Origin of the sequence: Embleya sp. NBC_00888 (assembly GCF_045207655.1) — a bacterium.
GTDB lineage: Bacteria > Actinomycetota > Actinomycetes > Streptomycetales > Streptomycetaceae > Embleya.
Genome location: NZ_CP108784.1, coordinates 7,021,593 through 7,041,383, shown reverse-complemented (window position 1 = coordinate 7,041,383; position 19,791 = coordinate 7,021,593). Strand labels below are relative to the sequence as shown.

Annotated in this window: 20 protein-coding genes; 3 read left to right on the top strand and 17 right to left on the bottom strand. The window is 72.0% G+C overall.

Translation table 11 applies throughout. The features are described 5' to 3' along the window. Window positions 1–43: 43 nt before the first annotated feature. From OG948_RS29845 to OG948_RS29825, 5 genes are all read right to left on the bottom strand, one after another. Window positions 44–388 (bottom strand): DUF202 domain-containing protein, encoded by a 345-nt coding sequence (locus tag OG948_RS29845; protein ID WP_406299412.1) that lies wholly within the window; start codon window positions 386–388, stop codon window positions 44–46. Next, a complete protein-coding gene (locus OG948_RS29840) occupies window positions 388–762 on the bottom strand; it encodes a YidH family protein (protein WP_406299411.1) in 375 nt (124 codons plus the stop codon). Before OG948_RS29840 ends, OG948_RS29845 begins: the two co-directional genes overlap by 1 nt. Window positions 763–881: 119 nt before the next feature. Then, entirely contained in the window at window positions 882–1,310 is a 429-nt protein-coding gene (gene nusB / locus OG948_RS29835; protein ID WP_395871894.1) for a transcription antitermination factor NusB, read from the bottom strand. Continuing rightward, complete coding sequence (gene efp, locus OG948_RS29830; protein ID WP_395871895.1) at window positions 1,310–1,876, bottom strand: elongation factor P; 567 nt, start codon at window positions 1,874–1,876, stop codon at window positions 1,310–1,312. Before efp ends, nusB begins: the two co-directional genes overlap by 1 nt. Before the next feature lie 74 nt (window positions 1,877–1,950). Further along, window positions 1,951–3,081, bottom strand: a complete 1,131-nt coding sequence (locus OG948_RS29825) for an aminopeptidase P family protein (protein WP_406299410.1) — start codon at window positions 3,079–3,081, stop codon at window positions 1,951–1,953. A gap of 144 nt (window positions 3,082–3,225) precedes the next feature. Here OG948_RS29825 and OG948_RS29820 point away from each other — a divergent pair, with 144 nt between their 5' ends. Further along, complete coding sequence (locus OG948_RS29820; protein WP_406299409.1) at window positions 3,226–5,229, top strand: trypsin-like peptidase domain-containing protein; 2,004 nt, start codon at window positions 3,226–3,228, stop codon at window positions 5,227–5,229. A 142-nt stretch (window positions 5,230–5,371) separates the two neighbouring features. Here OG948_RS29820 and aroQ read toward each other — a convergent pair whose 3' ends face one another. The 12 genes from aroQ to rpsD all read right to left on the bottom strand — a co-directional run bounded on the left by aroQ (window position 5,372) and on the right by rpsD (window position 16,884). Next, complete coding sequence (gene aroQ, locus OG948_RS29815) at window positions 5,372–5,815, bottom strand: type II 3-dehydroquinate dehydratase (protein ID WP_406299408.1); 444 nt, start codon at window positions 5,813–5,815, stop codon at window positions 5,372–5,374. Continuing rightward, window positions 5,812–6,906 (bottom strand): 3-dehydroquinate synthase, encoded by a 1,095-nt coding sequence (aroB, locus tag OG948_RS29810; protein ID WP_406299407.1) that lies wholly within the window; start codon window positions 6,904–6,906, stop codon window positions 5,812–5,814. Before aroB ends, aroQ begins: the two co-directional genes overlap by 4 nt. Further along, entirely contained in the window at window positions 6,903–7,550 is a 648-nt protein-coding gene (locus OG948_RS29805; RefSeq protein ID WP_406299406.1) for a shikimate kinase, read from the bottom strand. Before OG948_RS29805 ends, aroB begins: the two co-directional genes overlap by 4 nt. Before the next feature lie 4 nt (window positions 7,551–7,554). Then, window positions 7,555–8,739 (bottom strand): chorismate synthase, encoded by a 1,185-nt coding sequence (gene aroC / locus OG948_RS29800; protein ID WP_406299405.1) that lies wholly within the window; start codon window positions 8,737–8,739, stop codon window positions 7,555–7,557. A gap of 162 nt (window positions 8,740–8,901) precedes the next feature. Further along, entirely contained in the window at window positions 8,902–9,618 is a 717-nt protein-coding gene (locus OG948_RS29795) for a prepilin peptidase (protein WP_406299404.1), read from the bottom strand. A 192-nt stretch (window positions 9,619–9,810) separates the two neighbouring features. After that, the gene (locus tag OG948_RS29790) at window positions 9,811–10,650 is read right to left on the bottom strand and encodes a shikimate dehydrogenase (RefSeq protein WP_406299403.1); all 840 of its coding nucleotides are present in this window, start codon (window positions 10,648–10,650) and stop codon (window positions 9,811–9,813) included. Further along, window positions 10,647–11,816, bottom strand: a complete 1,170-nt coding sequence (mltG, locus tag OG948_RS29785; RefSeq protein WP_406299402.1) for an endolytic transglycosylase MltG — start codon at window positions 11,814–11,816, stop codon at window positions 10,647–10,649. Before mltG ends, OG948_RS29790 begins: the two co-directional genes overlap by 4 nt. After that, window positions 11,813–12,370 (bottom strand): Holliday junction resolvase RuvX, encoded by a 558-nt coding sequence (gene ruvX, locus OG948_RS29780; protein WP_406299401.1) that lies wholly within the window; start codon window positions 12,368–12,370, stop codon window positions 11,813–11,815. Before ruvX ends, mltG begins: the two co-directional genes overlap by 4 nt. A 74-nt stretch (window positions 12,371–12,444) precedes the next feature. Next, window positions 12,445–15,114: an alanine--tRNA ligase gene (alaS, locus tag OG948_RS29775; protein WP_406299400.1), complete on the bottom strand. Its 2,670-nt coding sequence runs from the start codon at window positions 15,112–15,114 to the stop codon at window positions 12,445–12,447. Continuing rightward, window positions 15,114–15,473: a DUF6167 family protein gene (locus OG948_RS29770; protein ID WP_406299399.1), complete on the bottom strand. Its 360-nt coding sequence runs from the start codon at window positions 15,471–15,473 to the stop codon at window positions 15,114–15,116. The genes alaS and OG948_RS29770 overlap by 1 nt, the downstream gene beginning before the upstream one ends. Before the next feature lie 3 nt (window positions 15,474–15,476). Further along, entirely contained in the window at window positions 15,477–15,911 is a 435-nt protein-coding gene (locus OG948_RS29765) for a DUF948 domain-containing protein (protein ID WP_391587549.1), read from the bottom strand. A gap of 364 nt (window positions 15,912–16,275) precedes the next feature. Then, window positions 16,276–16,884: a 30S ribosomal protein S4 gene (gene rpsD, locus OG948_RS29760; protein ID WP_395871921.1), complete on the bottom strand. Its 609-nt coding sequence runs from the start codon at window positions 16,882–16,884 to the stop codon at window positions 16,276–16,278. A 231-nt stretch (window positions 16,885–17,115) separates the two neighbouring features. Here rpsD and OG948_RS29755 point away from each other — a divergent pair, with 231 nt between their 5' ends. Both OG948_RS29755 and OG948_RS29750 read left to right on the top strand, forming a co-directional pair. Further along, window positions 17,116–17,889 (top strand): DUF2470 domain-containing protein, encoded by a 774-nt coding sequence (locus OG948_RS29755; RefSeq protein ID WP_406299398.1) that lies wholly within the window; start codon window positions 17,116–17,118, stop codon window positions 17,887–17,889. A gap of 227 nt (window positions 17,890–18,116) precedes the next feature. Next, window positions 18,117–19,616: a threonine/serine exporter ThrE family protein gene (locus tag OG948_RS29750; RefSeq protein ID WP_406299397.1), complete on the top strand. Its 1,500-nt coding sequence runs from the start codon at window positions 18,117–18,119 to the stop codon at window positions 19,614–19,616. Window positions 19,617–19,791: the final 175 nt, after the last annotated feature.

Genomic DNA, 19,791 nt, shown 5'->3' with positions numbered 1-19,791 from the left:
GCCGCGCATTCTCGCCGGGCGTCCCCGGTCGGGACAAGGGTCCTCAGGGTCTGCCGAGCAGGACCACCGCGGCCAGCACGCACACCGACACCGCGGTCAGCAGCGTCGCGCGGATCGCCCGATCGCCGCACACGGCGCCGCCGGCCCGCACGGCCCGGTCCACCTGCCGGTGCCGCAGCAGCCCCACCACGTACACCGTGAGACCGGCCGCCATCACCGCACACCCGGGCAGCATGAACCACCAGCGATCCGGCACATGACCCGCGTGCACCAACAGCGCCCCGTTGGCGACGAACGCGAGCGACGTGCGCGACCAGGCCATCCTGGTCCGCTCCGGTTGCAGCCCCGGATCCAGAGGTGCGCCCGGCAGCGACGCGGGGCCCGACATCAGGAGGCGATCATGAGCACGACGCTCACCACGATCACGACCACCAGACCCGCCGAGAGCACCAGGGGCACGGCGGAGAACGGCAGCGCGTGCCCGAGCCGCATCGCCCGCTCGACCCGATACCAGCGCCGGTACGCGGTGGCCGACAGGGTCAGTGCCAGCGCCACCAGGGCCAGGCCGAGCAGCAGCCGCTGTCCGTGCGGAGCCAGATCCGGAACCAACTGGACCACCGCGACGCCACCCGCGAGCAGCGAGAGAGCCGTCCGGATCCAGGCCAGGAAGGTCCGCTCGTTGGCGAGCGTGAAGCGGTAGTCGGGCTCGTCCCCGATCTCCCGCAGCCGGGAACCCTTGCGGTCGGATCTCATGATCTTCATTATCGGCATTCGATCATGATTCGATCGCACCGGCCCCGGGGCCCGGCTCCGGAAAGCCGACGAGCCGCCTCCCCCACACGGGGCAGGCGGCTCGACCGGAGTCCCGGAAACGGGCGCGGCTAGCGCAGCAGCGTCGGCTTGAGGTCCTTTATCCGGGCGAGCAGGCCGTTCACGAAGGCCGGCGACTCGTCCGTGGAGTACTCCTTGGCGAGTTCGACGGCCTCGTCGATGGCCACGACGTCGGGGACGTCGCTCTCCCAGAGCAGCTCGTAGATGCCCAGGCGCAGGACGTTGCGGTCCACGCCGGGCATCCGGTCGAGCGTCCAGCCCACGGCGTAGGTGCCGATCAGGTCGTCGATCCGCTTGCGGTGCTCCTGGACGCCCTCGACCAACTGCATCGTGTAGTCCGCGACCTGGGGCTCCGCCCGGTCGGCCTGGAACCGGCCGACCCAGTCCGCGAGGATGGTCACCGGGTCGACGCCGCGCTGGTCGGCTTCGAACAGGATCTGCAGCGCACGCTTCCGGGTCTTGCTGCGGGCACCGGCCACTAGCTGTTCACGCGGCCCAGGTAGTCACCGGAACGGGTGTCGACCTTGACCTTCTCGCCCGTCGTGATGAAGAGCGGAACCGCGATCTCGAAGCCGGTCTCCAGCTTCGCGGGCTTGGTGCCACCGGTGGACCGGTCGCCCTGGACACCCGGCTCGGTGTACTCGATGAGCAGCTCGACGGAGGCCGGCAGCTCCACGTAGAGCGCGGCGCCCTCGTAGATCGCGACGGTCGCCTCGAAGCCTTCGAGGAGGTAGTTGGCGGCGTCGCCGACGGTCTCGGGCGAGATCGGCAACTGCTCGTACGTGTCCGTGTCCATGAACACGAAGTCGGTGCCGTCCTTGTACGAGAACTGCATGCCGCGCTTGTCCACGGTGGCCGTCTCGACCTTCGTGCCGGCGTTGAAGGTCTTGTCCACGACCTTGCCGGAGAGGACATGCTTGAGCTTCGTACGAACGAACGCGCCGCCCTTGCCGGGCTTGACGTGCTGGAACTCGACGACGGACCAGAGCTGGCCATTGTCGAGCTTGAGCACCATGCCGTTCTTCAGGTCGTTGGTCGTGGCCACGAGTGTGGTGTCTCCTGCGTGCTTCTGGGACCGGATGATCGCGCGTCGGACGGGGCGGGTGCGAAGACGGCCCGCTACAGGACGAGCAATTCCTTGGTCGTGATGGTGAGTAGCTCGGGGCCGCCGTCTTCGAGCGGACGAACCACAAGGGTGTCCTCGATGCGGACGCCGCCTCGGCCCGGGAGATAGATCCCCGGTTCGACGGTGACCGGCATGCAAGCGTCCAGCTTACCGGTCGCCGTCGGACCCAGACGCGGGTCCTCGTGGATCTCGAGACCGACGCCGTGCCCGAGGCCGTGTTCGAAGAACTCCAGGTACCCGGCCCGCTCGATCACCTCGCGCGCGGCCCGATCCACCGCGACCGCCTCGGCACCGGGCACCAGCGCCTCGCGGCCCGCCTTCTGGGCGGCGAACACCACGCCGTAGATCTCCTGCTGCCACGCGGCCGGCTCGGTGCCGATCACGAAGGTGCGGGTCATGTCGCCGTGGTAGCCGCGATAGCGGGCACCGAAGTCGATCTTGAGGAAGTCGCCGTCCTCGACCCGCCGGTCGCCGGGGTCGTGGTGCGGGATCGCCGAGTTCGGCCCGGTGGCCACGATGGTGGGAAACGCCACGGCGTCCGCGCCGTGGTCGGCCATGCGCCGCTCCAGCTCCATCGCGATGTGCCGTTCGGTCCGCCCGACCAGGATCGACTCGATCATCTCGCCCAGCGCGCGGTCGCCGATCTCGCAGGCGATCCGCAGCGCGGCGATCTCCGCCGGATCCTTGACCCGACGCAGGTCCTCGACCACCCGGCCGAGCTTGACCAGCGCGGCGGCGGGGCTCTCCTCGGCGAGCACCGCGCCCAGCGCGCGGTACAGCTCGACGGTCACGTGCTGTTCCTCGATCGCCAGCCGGACCGCGCCGGCCGCGGCGGCGCGCTTGGTCAGCGCCTGCGCGCAGGACCGCTCGACGAGCAGGTCGACGCCCGGCGACTCCTCGCCCGCCTGGGTCGCGTACCGGCTGTCGGTGCACAGCACGGCGCCCGAGTCGGTGGTCCCCTCGCCCGCCGCTCCCGGTGTGTACACCAGCAGCGCACCGTTCGAACCGGTGAAACCGGTCAGATAGCGCACATTGACGAGATTGGTGATCAGGGCGACATCGGCGCCGGCACCGGCCAGGCGGGAACGCAGCCGATCACGGCGTTGAGCATGGGCCTCGGGCATGGGACCAGCGTAGTCCCGCGAGGTAGGCGGAGCCCGGCGTGACTCGGCGAACTGCATCGTTCGTGCCGCGACCAGGGCAATCGTGTGAAGGCCGGACAGCGGCCGAGGTCGGGTCCTACGCTGCCAACGAGGGGGTGTACTTCAGTGGAAATCAGCGGAAATGACGGACCTCGCGCCGCGTCGGTGGACGAGCGGCTGGTCCGTCAGATCGAGGCCGCGGGTGCGCGGTACCGGGCGGCGGAAGCCGATCGCGGCGAGATCGAGCGGCGGCGCGCCGCGGGCAGTCGCTTCCCGGACGAGGACGACCGGCTGCAACTGCGCGCGGCCCGGCTGGTCGAGCAGCACGAGGTGCCCGGGCAGGTGTTGCTGGCCACCTCGCCGGACGAGAGCGCACCGCGATTGGCCGAACGGATCATAGGCGTCACCAACGACCTCCAGAGCCTGAACTTCCTTGCCCGCGGGTTGCGGGCCGCCGCGTGCGTGGCGCGGATCTGGTACTCGACGGGCGGGCCGGTGCGACCGCAGGCCACCGGCTTCCTGGTCGCGCCCAGCCTGCTGCTGACCAACCATCACGTGTTCCCGGACGCGGCCACCGCGCGTGGCGCGTTCGCCGAGTTCGGCGCGGAGATGGGTGTCGACAACGACCTGCCGGTGCACACCACGCGCTTCGCGCCGGACCCGGACACCCTGTTCCTGACCGACGAGGACCTCGACTTCTCCCTGGTCGCGATGCGTCCGGGCGGCGACGGTCGCCCGCCCGGGCGGATCTTCGGACACATCGGGCTGATCGCGGCCGAGGGCAAGCTGGTGGTGGGGGATCCGGTGAACGTGATCGGTCACCCGGACGGGCGGCTCAAGGAGATCGCCATCCGGGCGAATCGGTTCACCCAGCGCTTGGACGACTTCCTCCACTACGAGACCGACACCGAACCGGGCAACTCCGGATCCCCGGTGTTCAACGACCAGTGGGAGGCGGTCGCACTGCACCACAGCGGTGTGCCCGCGCACGACGACAGCGGCGCGGCGCTGAATCTGCAGGGGTTGCCGTGGCGACCCGAGCAGGGGTTGGCGCAGATCGAGTGGGTCGCCAACGAGGGGGTGCGGATCAGCGTGATCCTGGCCCGGCTGAGCGCGCTGGCCACCGGCGACGACCGCCTGCGAACGCTGCTGGCCGAGTTGGGCGCCGGATCGGGGCTGGGCACGACACCGGCGGCGCGCACGGCGGTGCCCTCGCCGCGCTCACCGGTGGAGCCGGCGTCCGGTGCCGAGGCGGTCACCGTCTCGGGGGTGTCCGGGCGCCCGGGTGCGTTCGGCAGCCGGGTGCGGCTGGTGTTCCTGCACGGGCGCAGTCAGCAGGGGCACGATCCGGCGGCGCTGCGGCGGAGTTGGGCGGCCGGGCTGAACAGCGGGCTGACCATGGCGGGACTGCCGACCGTGGATCCCGAGGACGTCTGGTTCCCCTTCTATGGTGATCGGCTCGTCGAGGTGATGGAGTCCGCGGCGCCGATCGAGGCACCGTTGTCGCCGTCCGCGCAGGGGTTGTACGACGAACTGCTCGGCGAGGCCGCGCGCCGGGCCGGGATGCCGGCGCCGGGCCAGGGCGTGGTGACCGAGAGCATCTGGGACCACGTGGTGGGCACGGTGCACGAGCCGCTCGGCTGGATCGCCGCGCACACCGGGGTGGATCGGCTGGTCATCCGGGCCGCGTTCCGCGACGTCGCGGCGTACCTGGATCGCGACGACACGCGCGAGGCGGTGCTGGAGCGGGTGCTCGCGGGATTGCCCGGGTCCGGTCCGGTGGTGCTGGTCGCGCACAGCCTGGGCACGGTGGTCGCGATGGACCTGCTGACCCGGCTCGGGCCGGCGGTGCCGGTGGCCGGGTTGATCACGGCGGGCGCTCCGCTGGGGATGGACGCGGTGTACTCGCGGTTGCGGGTCGGCGGGGCACATCTGCCGCCGATCGCCGGGCCGTGGTTCAACGCGTGGTGTCCGACCGACCCGGTCGCGATCGGGTGTCCGCTGGCCGACGACTGGAGCGGGCTGGCGGCGGAGTGCACGGTGGCCAATCCGCATGATCGTGCGCACGACATCGGCGCGTATCTGGCGCATCGGGAGGTGGCTACGGCGATCGGGCGACTGTTGGAGTGAGAGGGACTCTCCCGGGTCGCGGTCGCGGGTACGGCTCCGGGGTCGCGGGGTCGGGGTCTTGGGGTCTCGGGCGGGCTTGGGGTCGCGGGCCTGGGGGTCACTCACGTGGGTGACCCCCGGGCCCGCGCCCCCGCGGGCGCCGTCAGTCCTCGAGTTCCTCGGCCAGCGCGCGCAGTGCCAGGCGGTACGAGCCGATGCCGAAGCCGGCGATCGTGCCGCTGGCGACGGCGGCCACCACGCTGGTGTGCCGGAAGCTCTCGCGCGCGTACGGGTTGGAGATGTGCACCTCGATGAACGGCGCGGTGCGCTGGGCGACCGCGTCGCGCAGACCGTACGAGTAGTGCGTGAACGCGCCCGGGTTCATCACCACCGGGATGCGGCCGTCGGCGGCCTCGTGCATCCAGCGGATGATCTCGCCCTCGTCGTTGGTCTCGCGGACCTCGACCGCGAAGCCGAGTTCGCCGCCGAGCCGTTCGCACTCGGCGACCAGTGCCGGGTACGAGGTGGCCCCGTAGACGTCGGGCTCGCGGCTGCCCAGGCGGCCGAGGTTGGGACCGTTGAGCACGAGCACCCTGCGTGCGCTCACCCGGACACCTCGGCGTACGCGGCGACCAGGAAGGTCGGATCGGGCGCCTCCAGGACGACCGGCTTGGCCAGGCCGTCCAGCACGATGAAGCGCAGCATGTCGCCGCGCGACTTCTTGTCCACGCGCATGGTCTCCAGCAGCTTGGGCCACGCGTCGCCGCGATAGGTCAGCGGCAGGCCGACCGAGGCGAGCACCGTGCGGTGCCGGTCGGCGGTGGCGTCGTCGAGGCGACCGGCGAGTCGACCCAGTTCCGCCGCGTAGACCATGCCGACGCTGACCGCGGCGCCGTGCCGCCACTTGTAGCGCTCGGCCTTCTCGATCGCGTGCGCGAGGGTGTGGCCGTAGTTGAGGATCTCGCGCCGGCCGGCCTCCTTGAGGTCGCCGGAGACGACGTCGGCCTTGACCCGGATGGCGCGGGTGATCAGTTCGGCGGTGTCCTTGCCCCGCGGGTCGCGTGCGCCCTCGGGGTCGGCCTCGATCAGGTCCAGGATCACCGGGTCGGCGATGAAGCCGGCCTTGATCACCTCGGCGAGGCCGCTGACGTAGTCGTTGCGCGGCAGAGATTCCAGCGTGGCCAGGTCGGCGAGCACGCCGGCCGGCGGGTGGAACGCGCCGACCAGGTTCTTGCCCTCGGCGGTGTTGATCCCGGTCTTGCCGCCGACGGCCGCGTCGACCATGCCCAGCAGCGTGGTGGGCATCGCGATCCAGCGCACGCCGCGCAGCCAGGTGGCCGCGACGAAGCCCGCGAGGTCGGTGGTGGCGCCGCCGCCGATGCCGACGATCACGTCGGAGCGGGTGAATCCGGTCTGGCCGAGCACCGACCAGCAGTACGCCGCGACCGCGACGTCCTTGGCCTCCTCGGCGTTGGGCACCTGGATGGCGATCGCCTCGTAGCCCTGCGCGGCCAGGTCCTCGCGGACCGCCTCGCCGGTGGCGGTCAGCGCCTCCGGGTGCAGGATCGCCACGCGGCGGGCGGACGTGCCGATCAGGCCCGCGAGTTCGCCGAGCAGGCCGGCGCCCACGAGCACGTCGTACGGCTCCGAGGCGCCGCCGACGCGGATCCGGACCGGCTCGGAGGGGTTGCCGCTCATCGATTCACGTCTTTCTCGGGCTCGGTCTGCTCGGATGGGGCCTGCTCGGAAGGAGCCTGCTCGGGTGCGATGGCGAAGGCGTCGAGGATCTCGGCGACAACGTCCTCGGGGGTGCGTCCGGCGGTGTCCACCGTCAGCACGGCGACCTCCAGGTACAGCGGTCGGCGCGCCTGCATCAGCTCGCGCCAGCGGGCCCTGGGGTTGCCCACCAGGAGCGGGCGCGGCGCGTCCAGGCCGACCCGCTTGACCGCGTCCGCGAGGGCGACCTCGAGGAAGACCACCCGGTGTCCCTTGAGCAGCGCGCGGGTCGCGTCGTCCATGATCGCGCCGCCGCCCAGCGCGAGCACGCCGTCGTGCTCGGCCAACGCCGCGGCGACCGCCTCGTGTTCGAGCGTACGAAAGTGCGGCTCGCCCTCGTCGACGAAGATGTCCGGGATCGACTTGCCCGCGCGCGCCTCGACGTCGGCGTCGGTGTCGCGGAAGCCGACCCCGTGCGCCCGGGCCAGCAGCAGGCCCACCGTCGTCTTGCCCGCGCCGGGCGGCCCGACCAGGACCACCAGCGGGCCGGTGCCCGCCTCTTCGATGCCCGCGGCCTCGCTGTGCGCGGTGTCCCCGATGTCCCCGGTATCCCCGATATCCGCCATGGCGCTACCGAATCTCCAGCGCGTCCAGGTAGCCGCGCACGTTGCGGGTGGTCTCGGCGACCGAGTCGCCGCCGAACTTCTCGGTGACCAGGTCGGCCAGCACGAGCGCGACCATCGCCTCGGCCACGATGCCGGAGGCCGGCACGGCCGCGACGTCGGAGCGCTGGTGGTGCGCCTGCGCGGGCTCGCCGGTGCGCACGTCGAAGGTGGACAGCGCGCGCGGCACGGTGGCGATCGGCTTCATCGCCGCACGCACGCGCAGCACCTCGCCGGTGGACATGCCGCCCTCGACGCCGCCGGCGCGGTGCGATGTGCGCTTGGCGCCGTCGGGGGTGTTGACGATCTCGTCGTGGGCCCGCGAGCCGCGCGTCCGGGCCAGCTCGAAGCCGTCGCCGAGTTCGACACCCTTGATCGCCTGGATGCCCATCAGCGCGCCCGCGAGCCGCGAGTCGAGCCGGCGGTCCCAGTGCACGTGGCTGCCCAGGCCCGGCGGCAGGCCGTAGGCGAGCACCTCGACCACACCGCCGAGGGTGTCGCCGGCCTTCTGCGCGTCGTCCACCTCGGCGACCATCGCGGCCGACGCGTCCGGGTCGAAGCAGCGGACCGGGTCGGCGTCCAGGCGCGCGGTGTCGTCGGGGCCGGGCAGCATGCCGGCGGGGGCCTTGGCCGCGCCGAACTCGACCACGTGGCTGACGATGCGAACGCCCGCCACCTGCTCCAGGAACGACTTGGCGACCGCGCCGAGCGCGACCCGGGCCGCGGTCTCACGGGCGCTGGCCCGCTCCAGGATCGGCCGGGCCTCGTCGAAGCCGTACTTCTGCATGCCGGCCAGGTCGGCGTGGCCGGGCCGCGGGCGGGTCAGCGCCGCGTTGCGGGCCTGCGCGGCGAGCACGTCGGGGTCCACCGGGTCGGCCGACATGACCGTCTCCCACTTGGGCCACTCGGTGTTGCCGACCATGATCGCGACCGGGCCGCCCTGGGTGAGCCCGTGCCGGACGCCGCCGAGGAAGGTGACCTCGTCCCGCTCGAACTTCATCCGCGCGCCACGCCCGTAGCCCAGCCGGCGGCGCGCGAGCGCGTCCGCGACCAGTTCGGTCGTGATGGGCACGCCGGCGGGCAGCCCTTCCAGGGTGGCCACGAGTGCGGGGCCGTGCGACTCCCCGGCGGTCAGCCAGCGTAGGTTGCCCACGAATGCTCCTTCTTGCGCTTGCCGCGTATCACGTCCGGGGAACGGCGCGGAGGCCGTCCACGATTCGCCCGGCGGATGTCCACCCGAATCCTTTCATGCCGGCGGCGGGCTCCCCGCGCCGCGTCCAGGTGTCGGACAGCGGCCTCACCGGCCTCCGTCGTCTCACCAGGCGAGATGCAGCCGGGACAACTCCGCGCCGCACAACACCCCGCCGAGCGCGCCGAGCAGCAACCACGGCCCGAACGGCAACCGGCTGCCCCGACGGGCCCGGCCCACCGAGACGAGCAGCCCGGCGGTGAGCCCGGCCAGCAGGAACGCCAGGAACGCGCCGGTGACCAGCACCCCCCAGCCCAGCCAGGTCAGGTGTATGCCGAGCACGCCGGCGAGCTTGACGTCGCCCATACCCAGACTGCCCCGGGAGAGCGCGGCCAGGCACAGGTGGTAGCCGGCCAGGGTGAGCCCGCCGAGCAGGGCCCGTCGGTACGCGGTGAAGTCGCCCAGCGCGAGCGACTCCATGCCCAGCAGGGTCAGCCCGGTCGCGAGCGTCACCAGCAGCACCGGATCGGGCAACCGGAGCGTGCGCACGTCCACGATGGCCAGGGTCACGCCCGCGACGGCGAGCACCAGGAACGCGAGCAGGTCCAGGCCAGGCCCGAGCCGCCAGGCCAGCAGCGCGCACACCAGGCCGGTCAGCGCGGCGACCGGCAGGGGCCCGTAGCGACCGGTGGCGGCCACCACCGGACCGGCGACGGGGCCGGCGACCGGGGAGCGCGGCCCGGGGCCGGCGCCCTGGGCGAGCAGGAGGTGGATGGGACGGGGCAACCCGAGGCCGGCGACGAAGCCGAGCAGCGCACACGCGAGAGTGAGAACGGGGAACACGCCTGTGACGATACGCAGGATCCATCGGCGGTCACGTTCCGTCGTCCCCAGCGCCGATCCGATGATCGCAGGAACGCTGGACGTGGCACCGCGGCATGCGGCACCGCGGTCGGGCAGGCACGCGGCACGCGGACACGGGGGAATCCGGCAGGACGAACCCGGCCGGTGGGCCCCGTGCTCGGCCCTTCGTGCTCAGCGCCGCCCCGTCAGCGCCGCCTCGCCCGCCGCGCGCATCACGGCCAACGGCCCCGGTCGGCCGGTCATCAACTCGACCTGGAGCACCGCCTGATGCACGAGCAGGTCCAGTCCGCCCACCACCGGTCCGCCCGCGTGGCCCCACGCGCCCGCGAGCGCGGTGGGCCACGGGTCGTAGACGACGTCGAAGAGCACACCGGGCCCGGCGGGCACCTCGGTCGCGAGATGGTCGACCGCGCCCTTGGGCGTGGTCGCCACCACCAGCGGCGCGCGCAACGCCTCGGCCGCGTCCGCCCAGGGGCGCACCTCGACCGCGACGCCGAGCCGCTCGCCCGCCGCGCGCATCTCGCGGGCCCGCTCCTCGCCGCGCACGTACACCCGCACCTGCCCGTCGGTGACCTCGCGCACCGCGGCCAGCGCCGAGGTCGCGGTGGCGCCCGCGCCGAGCACGGCCGCCGACTCGACCCGGCGCACGCCGCGTTCACGCAGCGCCGCGACCAGGCCCGGCACGTCGGTGTTCTCCCCCACGCGCCGGCCGTCCGCGGTGCACACCACCGTGTTCACCGCGTCCACGTCGCGCGCGACCTGCCCGATCTCGTCGAGCAGCGGCCGGATCGCCCGCTTGAGCGGCATGGTCAGCGACAGCCCGGCCCAGGACGCGTCGAGGTCGCCGACGAAGCCCGGCAGGGCCGCCTCGTCGATCTCGAACGCGTCGTAGGACCAGTGGGTCAGGCCCAGTTCGGCGTACGCCGCCCGGTGCAGGACCGGGGAGAGCGAGTGCCGGATGGGCGAGCCGAGCACGGCGGCTCGGCGCGGGAGCGAAGTCGACTCGGTCACGGGCTCGTACTCGGGGTCGGGTGATCCTTTATCCACTTGGCCAACTCGGCCTTGTAGGTCTGGAAGTCGGCGTCGTTGTCGGTGAACTTCGTGGTGCCGGCGATCGGGTCGACGGTGACGAAGTAGAGGAACTTGCCCGCGGGCGGCGCCACCGCCGCGTCGAGCGCGGCCTTGCTCGGGCTGCCGATCGGTCCCGGCGGCAGGCCCTTCTTGACCCGGGTGTTGTACGGGTTGCTCGCGTCGTTGAGTTCCTTGTTGGTGAGCTGGATGTTGCTCTTGTTGAGGTAGTAGTTGACCGTCGAGTCCAGCCCCAGCGTCATGTTCTTGCCGAGCCGGTTGTAGATGACCTGGGCGACCTTGCCCTTGTCGTCGGTGGTCTTGCCCTCGGCCTCGACCAGGCTGGCGATGATGATCAGGTCGTAGGGCGACTTGCCCATCGCCTGGGCCTTGGCCGGCAGGCCGAGCTTGTCGTACTCCTTGACCGCCTTGGCGACCATGTCCTTGAGCACCACGAGCGGGTCCATGCCCGGCGCCGCGATGTAGGACGCGGGGTACAGGAAACCCTCGATGTTGCCCTTGGCGTATTCCGGCAGTCCGAGCGAGGGGTCCTTCGCGGCGGCCTCGACCTTCTCCTTCGGCACCTTGAGCGCCTTGGCCAACGATTCGTAGACCTGCGTGGCGCGAATGCCGGGCCTGACGATGTAGTCCTGCTTGTTCTTCGGGTTGACCAGGATCTCGAAGGCGGCCTTGGCGGACATGCGCTTGGCCATCGTGTACGCGCCGGGCTGGATCTTGGACGCGCGCTGGTCCTTGTCCTCGCGGGCGACCTTGGTGAACGCCTCGACGCTCTTGGTCACCCCGACCTTCTTGAGTTCGTTGGCCATCTGCGGGGTGGCCCAGCCCTGCTTGATCTCCACCACGAGCGAACCCGAGCCGCTGCCGCTGTAGTCCGGCGGCGGGCCGAAACGGTCCTTCAGGAAGCCGTAGGCCCAGTAGCCACCGCCGCCGATCACGGCCAGGACGATCACCAGCGCCAGGGAAACCGCACAACCACTGCGGTTCTTCTTCTTGCGACCCCGCCCGCGCCGGCCGCCCCGCGAGTTGTCGTCCTTGCCCCGTCGCCGGCTGCGCGGCTCCGACTCCATGCGCAGTCCGAGATCGCTCATGCCGTGGGCCTTTCAGAGTCGGAGACGGACCCGGCCGGGGCAGGTGACACGGCCAGGCCCGGAGGACGTCCGGAACCACGCTCGGTGTCGAGCGCGTTTTGCAGGATCACGATCGCGGCCGCCTGGTCGACGACACCGCGGGCCTTCTTCGCCTTGACGCCGGACGCCCGGAGGCCACGCGTCGCGGTGACGGTGGTCAGTCGTTCGTCGACCAGGCGCACTCCGATCGCCGGGTCGAGCGCGTCGACCAGGCGATCGGCGAAGGACCGCGCCTTGGCCGCGGCGGCGCCCTCCGCGCCGGACAACGAGCGCGGCAGCCCGACTACGACCTCGATCGCCTCGTACTCGGCGACGATCTCCAGGATGCGGGCGACGTCCCGCTTGCCGGCGGGCACGGTCTCCACGGGAGTGGCGATCAACCCGTGCGGGTCACTGGCCGCGACGCCGATCCGAACGTCTCCCACGTCGACCGCAATTCGTACTCCGCGTCTCAAGGTCGGCTCTCCGTCACAAGGCTCTGCGTCATTGACCGTCGGGGCTCGACGCCCCGGCATACAAGTCCCCCGGCGGTGCGGGAGTCCGGTTCCAGACTTCCACACCCACCGGGGGAACGAGGGTAGGGGACGACTCAGGATGTACGTTCGGCGACTGTCCGGGTGACCGCGGCCAGCGCGTCGGCCACCTTGGTCGGGTCCGAACCGCCGCCCTGGGCCACGTCGTCCTTGCCGCCACCGCCGCCGCCGAGGGTCTGCGCCGCGACGCGGACCAGTTCGCCGGCCTTGACGCCACGCTCGCGCGCGGCCTCGTTGGCGGCCACCACGACCATCGGCTTGCCGCCCACGACCGACACGACCGCGACCGCGGCCGGGCGCGCCGCGAGCCGGCCGCGCACGTCCAGCGCGAGCTTGCGCAGGTCGTCGGGCGTGGTCCCGTCCGCCAGTTGCGCGGTGGCCAGCGCCACGCCGTGCACGTCCTGGGCGCTCTCGACCAGACCCGCGGCGGCCTGGAGCACCTGGGCGCCGCGCAGCGCCGCGATCTCCTTCTCCGCGTCGCGCAGCTTGGCCATGATCGAGGCGACCCGCTCGGGCAGGTCCTCGGGACGGCCCTTCACCACGTCGGTGAGCTGGTTGACGATGGTGTGCTCGCGCGCCAGGAAGTTGTACGCGTCGGTGCCCACCAGCGCCTCGACCCGGCGCACGCCGGCGCCGATCGAGGACTCGCCGAGCAGCTTGACCAGACCCAGTTGCGCGGTGTTGTGCACGTGCGTGCCGCCGCACAGTTCCTTGGAGTAGTCCCCCATGGTGACCACGCGGACCCGGTCGCCGTACTTCTCGCCGAACATCATCACGGCGCCCTGCTTCTTCGCCTCGTCCATCGACATCACCTCGGCGGTGACGTCCAGGTCGCGCGCGAGCACCTCGTTGATCTTCTGCTCGACGTCGGTGAGCACGCTGCCCGGCACCGCGCCGGGCGCGCCGAAGTCGAAGCGGAAGCGGCCGGGCGCGTTCTCCGAGCCGGCCTGCGCGGCGGTGGGGCCGAGCGCGTCGCGCAGCGCCTGGTGGGTCAGGTGCGTCGCGCTGTGCGCGCGGGCGATCGCGTTGCGCCGGCCGGTGTCGATCTGGGCCAACGCCTGGGCGCCGACCAGGACCTCGCCGACCTGGACCCGGCCGCGGTGCACGGTGACACCGGCCACCGGGGTCTGCACGTCGCGGACCTCGACCACGGCGCCGGTGTCCAGCCGGATCCGGCCGGTGTCGGCGAGTTGGCCGCCGCCCTCGGCGTAGAAGGGGGTGCGGTCGAGCACGACCTCGACCTCGTCGCCCTCGTGCGCGGCGGGCGCGGGCACGCCGTCCACGAGCAGGCCGACCACGGTCGCCTCGTCCGAGGTGTCCAGGTAGCCGGTGAACTCGGTGCCGCCGGCCGCGTCCGCGACCTCGCGGTAGACGGACAGGTCGGCCAGGCCCTGCTTGCGCGCCTGGGCGTCCTTCTTGGCCCGCTGCCGCTGCTCGTTCATCAGCCGACGGAACCCGTCCTCGTCGACCGCCAGGCCCTGTTCGGCGGCGATCTCCAGGGTCAGGTCGATCGGGAAGCCCTCGGTGTCGTGCAGCAGGAAGGCCACCTCACCGGGAAGCACCGTCGAGCCGGAGCTCTTCGCCTTGACGATCGACTCGTCCAGGAGCGCGGTGCCCTCGTGCAGGCGGGCCAGGAAGCGCTTCTCCTCGGCCACCGAGACGGCGTCGATGCGCTCGGCTTCCTCGAGCAGGTTCGGGTACTGCGGAGCCATCGCCTTGATCGTGGTCTCGACCAGGTCGTGCAGCGTCTCGCCCTGCGCGCCGAGCAGGCGCATGTTGCGGATCGCCCGGCGCATCATCCGGCGCAGCACGTAGCCGCGGCCCTCGTTGCCGGGCACCACGCCGTCGCCGATCAGCATCACGGCGGTGCGCACGTGGTCGGCCACCACGCGCAGCGACACGTCGTTCCGGTGGTCTTCGCCGTAGGTCTTGCCCGCGAGTTCGGCGGCGCGGTCCAGGATCATCCGCGACGTGTCGATCTCGTACAGGTTGTCGACGCCCTGCAGGATGCACGCGAGGCGCTCCAGGCCGAGCCCGGTGTCGATGTTCTTCGCGGGCAGGTCGCCGAGGATCGGGTAGTCGTCCTTGCCGGTGCCCGGGCCGCGCTCGTACTGCATGAAGACCAGGTTCCAGATCTCCAGGTAGCGCTCGCCGTTGACCGCCGGCCCGCCCTCCTCGCCGTAGGCGGGGCCGCGGTCGTAGTTGATCTCCGAGCACGGGCCGCACGGACCCGGTACGCCCATGGACCAGAAGTTCTCCGACTTGCCCAGGCGCTGGATGCGCTCGGCGGGCACGCCGATCACCTCCCGCCAGATCCGCTCGGCCTCGTCGTCGTCGAGGTAGACGGTGATCCACAACTTCTCCGGGTCCAGCCCGTAGCCGCCGTCCTCGACCGAGTTGGTGAGCAACTCCCAGGCGAGCGCGATCGCGCCTTCCTTGAAGTAGTCGCCGAACGAGAAGTTGCCGCACATCTGGAAGAACGACCCGTGCCGGGTGGTCTTGCCGACCTCTTCGATGTCGAGGGTGCGTACGCACTTCTGCACACTGGTGGCGCGCTTGAAGCTCGGCTTGACCTCACCGAGGAAGTACGGCTTGAACGGCACCATGCCGGCGTTCACCAGGAGCAGCGTGGGGTCGTCCGCGACCAGCGAGGCCGAGGGGACGACGGTGTGCCCGCGCTCTTCGAAAAAGCGCAGCCAGCGCTTCCGGATCTCTGCCGATTCCATCAGCTGCCGTCCCTTCGGTCGTACCTTGCTTTGCCTTCGTACAGCTCACGCGGGTCGTAGAGGTCACGCCCGTCGTGCCAATCGTCGTGCGGTTCGCGCGCGCCGGGCAGCGCGCGCCGCACCGGGGCGGGCGGCAGCGACGCGGCGGCCACGTCCGCGCCGATGGCGCGGTACAGCTCCTGCTCGCGTTCGGCCATTCCCGCCCGGATCTCGTCCGCGAAGTACTTGATCGCCTCGCCGATGCCGGTGACATTGTCGGCGACGCCCTCGGGCGTGTACTTGTACGCCTTGTCCTTGACCTTGCGCGCGGCCCAGACGCCGGCGCCGGCGCCGACCGCGATCCAGAACAGTCTCGCCATCGGTCAGCCCCTCCCGCGCATGCTGCGCTGCCGCGCGACCTTCTGCGCCTTGGCCGCGACGCGCACCCGGCGGCCGAGTTCGGCGCGTTGCTGCGCGGACAGCGCGCGGCGGACGCCGTAGCTGAACGCGGCGGTCTTCACGAGCGGGCCGCCGAGCGTGGCGGCGACCGTGGAGGACAGCGCGGTGGCGTTCGTGGTCATGGTCTGCACGTTGCCCGCGATCTGGTCGACCCGGCCCATCTGGGCGTTGGTCGCCCGGACCGTCTCGGTCACCTCGTCGAGCAGCGGGACCGCCCGGTCCGCCACCCCCGCGACCAGGGTCGTGGCCTCCTTGAGCACCTTCGCCAGCTTGACCAGAGCCACTGCGAGAAAGGCGACCAGGATCGCCCAGAAAACCGCGATGATCATCAGCGCGACTTCGCCACCCGACACCGTCATGCGCTCCTTGATGAGTGGGATCAGTCGAGGAGGCGGATACGCGTCGCCCACCTCGGAAAACCCGACCCTACCGCGACCGCGCGGGTCCCCTCGTCCGAGGAAACCCGCGCGGTCGGTGTGGCGCGTGTCGCGGCCCGGTGTCGTTTCTTGATCGACGGTGGGCGGGTGCCGGATCGGCGCTCGGCGCCGCCCGGACGCGGCGCGGGCGTCGGCGTGGACCGACGCCCGGCGCGGGCGCGCATCGACGCCGCGGCGTCGCGGCGGGTGCGCGGGTGCGGCGGTGCGGCGGTGGCAGCGCTGCGGCGGTACGTGCGTCGGCGCCGGCCCGAATGTCCGGGTCGGCGCCGATCGGGGTGCGCGGGGGTCAGCGCGAGTAGTACTCGACGACCAACTGCTCGTCGCAGATCACCGGGACCTCGCGACGCTGCGGGAGCCGGTCCAGCCGGGCCATCAGCTTGTCCAGACGCGCCTCGATGTAGCGCGGGGTCTCGGCGGCGGCGAACCCGCCGGCCTGGACCACCTGGAACAGCGGCTTGTTCCGGCTGCGCTCGCGCACACCGACGATGTCGTCGGGCTTGAGCCGGTAGGACGGCTTGTCCACCTTGCCGCCGTTGACCTCGATGTGCCCGTGGGTGACCATCTGGCGCGCCTGGTAGACGGTGCGCGCGAAGCCCGCGCGCAGCACGAACGCGTCCAGCCGGCGCTCCAGGTCGACCACCAGTTCGTCACCGGTCTTGCCGGAGTGCTTGTTGGCGCGGTCGAACGCGGCCCGCATCTGGACCTCGGAGATGTCGTACTGGAAGCGCAGCCGCTGCTTCTCCATCAACCGGGTCTTGTAGTCCGAGGACTGCTTGCGACCACGACCGTGCTCGCCCGGCGGGTAGGGCCGGTTCTCGAGGTACTTCGCGGCCTTGGGCGTGAGCGCCACACCGAGCGCACGGCTGCGCCGGATCTTGGGTCGGGTCTGGTTCAAGGTCGGGTCCTCCGTGCGGGGCTGTTTTTTCGGTGCTGGTCGTCTCGGTGGGTCGGTCACGCATGGGTCGCCGTCGCGCCGGCGCCCCGGGGTGGGCCGCCTTCGCTCGGGCCGCCGTGACGCGGGTCGCCTTGCCAAGATCGGTGCACTTAGGTAAGCCTAACCTTAACGTCGATGCGTTCGGTAGCCCACAGCGGGGGTCGCAAACGAGCGCCACACCTGGAGGACGCCATGTCTGTTCCCACCGAGGCCAACGCCGGGCGCACCGATGTCTCTTCCCGAAGGCCGCGAACCGCCGAGCGGGCCCGCACCCTGGCCGCGTACGCCGGCTCGGCCACCCTGGACGTGCCCGGCGACCGGGACGAGCACGTGATCCCCGCCGCGCGGGCGGTCGAGCCGGACGGCGCGCTGCTGTTGCTCGTCCCGGCCGAGACCGCCGCGGTCGTGCTGACCTCGCGCGAGGACGTGGCCGCCGTGCTGCACCTGGTCGACGTCGCGCCGGTCGCGGTGCCGCACCGGGTCCGGGCGCACTGCTGGATCGCGGGCTGGCTGACCGTGCCCACCGGCGCCGACGCCGAGCGGGCCGCCGAGCGGTTGGCCGAGCTGACCCCCGACCCCACCGCGTCGCCGCGCGCGGGCACCGTCGTGCGGCTGGAGGTCGGCGAGGTGCTGGTCGACGACCTGTGGGGCAGCGGGCACGTCGAGCCGGACGAGTACGCCGACGCCGAGCCCGACCCGCTGGCCGGCCACGAGGCCGAACTGCTGCAACACCTGGCCGCCGCACACGGCAACGACCTGTGCCGGCTGGCGAGCGTGGCGGGCGCCCCGGCCTGCGACGACCGGGTCGTGCCGGTGTCGCTGGACCGGCACGGCATCCGGCTGCGCACCGGCGGGCCGGATCGTACCTGCGATGTGCGGTTCGAGTTCGAGGCGCCGGTGTCCGGTCCGCTCGAGTTGGGCGGGGCGTTGCGCCGACTGCTGCACGGGGTGCACGGACAGGCGTGACGCCCCGGCGAGCCGCGAGGGCCTCCCGGTGTCGCATGATGCGCCGCCGTGCGGGCAGTCTCCCCGTCCAAGATCAGCGGCGCCGTGCCCGGTACCCGGAACCGGCTAACGTTTCCGGTCGCGGCACCGGGTGGCGATCCACCCGGGCGGATCGCCACGGCGGACCGACCACGCGTCCGCCGGCGCGAGACGACCGCATCGGCGGACGGCGGAAGGGACGACACGGGGTGTCGGAGCAACATGCGCGGCACGGTCCGGAGAACCCGACGAACGGGGACGGTCGCGACCACCCCACCCCCCGGGCGCCCTGGGAACCGGAGCCCCGACCGACGTCCCGATCCGGGGCCAGTCCGTGGCAGGACCGACTGCGCACCCAGCTTCGGTTCAGCGGGCACACCGCGAGCATCCCGATCGTGCCCGCCCCGGAGAAGCCCGAGGCCGGCCCCTCGGTCCCACGCGTCCTGGACCTGGCGCTGCGCACCGGCGAACTGCTGCTCGCCAGCGGCGAGGGTGGCGAGGACGTCGAGGCGGCGATGCTGGGCATCACCGACGCGTACGGCCTCGAACGTTGCCAACCCAATGTGACCTTCGTCGCGATCACCCTGTCCTACCAGCCGTCCCTGGTCGAACCGCCGGTCACCGGCGAGCGGGTGGTGCGCCGCCGCGCGGTGGACTACACCCGGCTCGACGAGGCACACCAACTGGTCTCGGACATCACCGGCGCCGAATTGACCCTGGAGGAGGCGTACCACCGGCTCGCCGACATCCGCCGCAACCGACACCCCTACCCGCGCAACCTGTTGCTGCTGTCGGCCGGTCTGATCGCGGCCTTCGCGAGCGTGATGGTCGGCGGCGGGCTGATCGTGGCCATCGCCGCCTGCGTCGCGGCGTTGATCGGCGAGCGACTGGCGCAGTTGCTCGCCGACCGGGGCGTCCCGGAGTTCTACCAGTTCGTGCTCGCCTCGATGCCGGCCGCCGCGATCACGGTGGCGATGATCAAGGTCGGCGTCGGGATCAATCCGTACGCCGTGGTCACCGGCGGGCTGTTCGCGCTGTTGCCCGGAAGAGCCCTGGTCGCCGCCGTCCAGGACGGCCTGACCGGCTTCTACATCACCGCCGCGGCCCGCTTGCTGGAGGTCTTCTACCTGATCGTCGGCATCATCGTCGGCATCTCGATCGTGCTCTACATCGGCGACCAGGTGGGCGTGCAGTTCGAGGTCGAGGGGACGTTCGACCTCAACGCCAACCCCCGCGTGGTGCAACTGCTCGCGGCGGGCGCGGTGTCGATGACCTTCGCGGTGCTGGTCCAGGTGCGCCGGGTACTGTTGCCGGTCGCGGCGGCGGGTGGCGCGGTCGGCTGGGCGGTGTTCCAGGTGTTGCGCGAGGCGGGCGCCGCGCCGGTGCTCGCGACCGCCGTCGCCACGGGACTGCTCGGACTGCTCGGTCAGTTGCTCGCGCGGTGGCACGGGACATCGGCGCTGCCGTACGTGATCCCGGCGATCGGCCCGATGTTGCCGGGCAGCGCGATGTACCAGGGCATGCTGGGCCTGTCCCTGGGCCACACCGACTCCGGCTGGCGCAGCCTGGTCAACGCGGCCTCCCTGGCCCTGGCCCTGGCGGCGGGCGTCAACGTCGGCTCCGAGGCGGCCCGCTTCGTGCTCCCGTCGCCGCCGCCACGCACGGGGCGCGAAATGCGGCCCGCCTCGAAGCGGACCCGCGGGTTCTGAGGCGGGGCGGCTCGGACCCGGCGCGGGCCCGGCCCGGCGAGCGACGCCGTCGCTCCGGCTCCCGGCACTTCACCGGCGGCACGGTGCGGCGACCGGGCGGGTGGGGCACCCGGTGTGCGCTTCCCCGCGCTTGGAACCTTGTCGCCGGATCCGGCCGGGCCGCTCCCGTGGGCCG

What these genes read in the sequence shown, in the direction of transcription:
- OG948_RS29845 (WP_406299412.1), bottom strand. Translation starts at nt 388, where the DNA reads ATGTCGGGCCCCGCGTCGCTGCCGGGCGCACCTCTGGATCCGGGGCTG.
- OG948_RS29840 (WP_406299411.1), bottom strand. Translation starts at nt 762, where the DNA reads ATGAAGATCATGAGATCCGACCGCAAGGGTTCCCGGCTGCGGGAGATC.
- OG948_RS29825 (WP_406299410.1), bottom strand. Translation starts at nt 3,081, where the DNA reads ATGCCCGAGGCCCATGCTCAACGCCGTGATCGGCTGCGTTCCCGCCTG.
- aroB (WP_406299407.1), bottom strand. Translation starts at nt 6,906, where the DNA reads ATGAGCGGCAACCCCTCCGAGCCGGTCCGGATCCGCGTCGGCGGCGCC.
- OG948_RS29805 (WP_406299406.1), bottom strand. Translation starts at nt 7,550, where the DNA reads ATGGCGGATATCGGGGATACCGGGGACATCGGGGACACCGCGCACAGC.
- mltG (WP_406299402.1), bottom strand. Translation starts at nt 11,816, where the DNA reads ATGAGCGATCTCGGACTGCGCATGGAGTCGGAGCCGCGCAGCCGGCGA.
- ruvX (WP_406299401.1), bottom strand. Translation starts at nt 12,370, where the DNA reads ATGCCGGGGCGTCGAGCCCCGACGGTCAATGACGCAGAGCCTTGTGAC.
- alaS (WP_406299400.1), bottom strand. Translation starts at nt 15,114, where the DNA reads ATGGAATCGGCAGAGATCCGGAAGCGCTGGCTGCGCTTTTTCGAAGAG.
- OG948_RS29770 (WP_406299399.1), bottom strand. Translation starts at nt 15,473, where the DNA reads ATGGCGAGACTGTTCTGGATCGCGGTCGGCGCCGGCGCCGGCGTCTGG.
- OG948_RS29765 (WP_391587549.1), bottom strand. Translation starts at nt 15,911, where the DNA reads ATGACGGTGTCGGGTGGCGAAGTCGCGCTGATGATCATCGCGGTTTTC.
- OG948_RS29755 (WP_406299398.1), top strand. Translation starts at nt 17,116, where the DNA reads ATGTCTGTTCCCACCGAGGCCAACGCCGGGCGCACCGATGTCTCTTCC.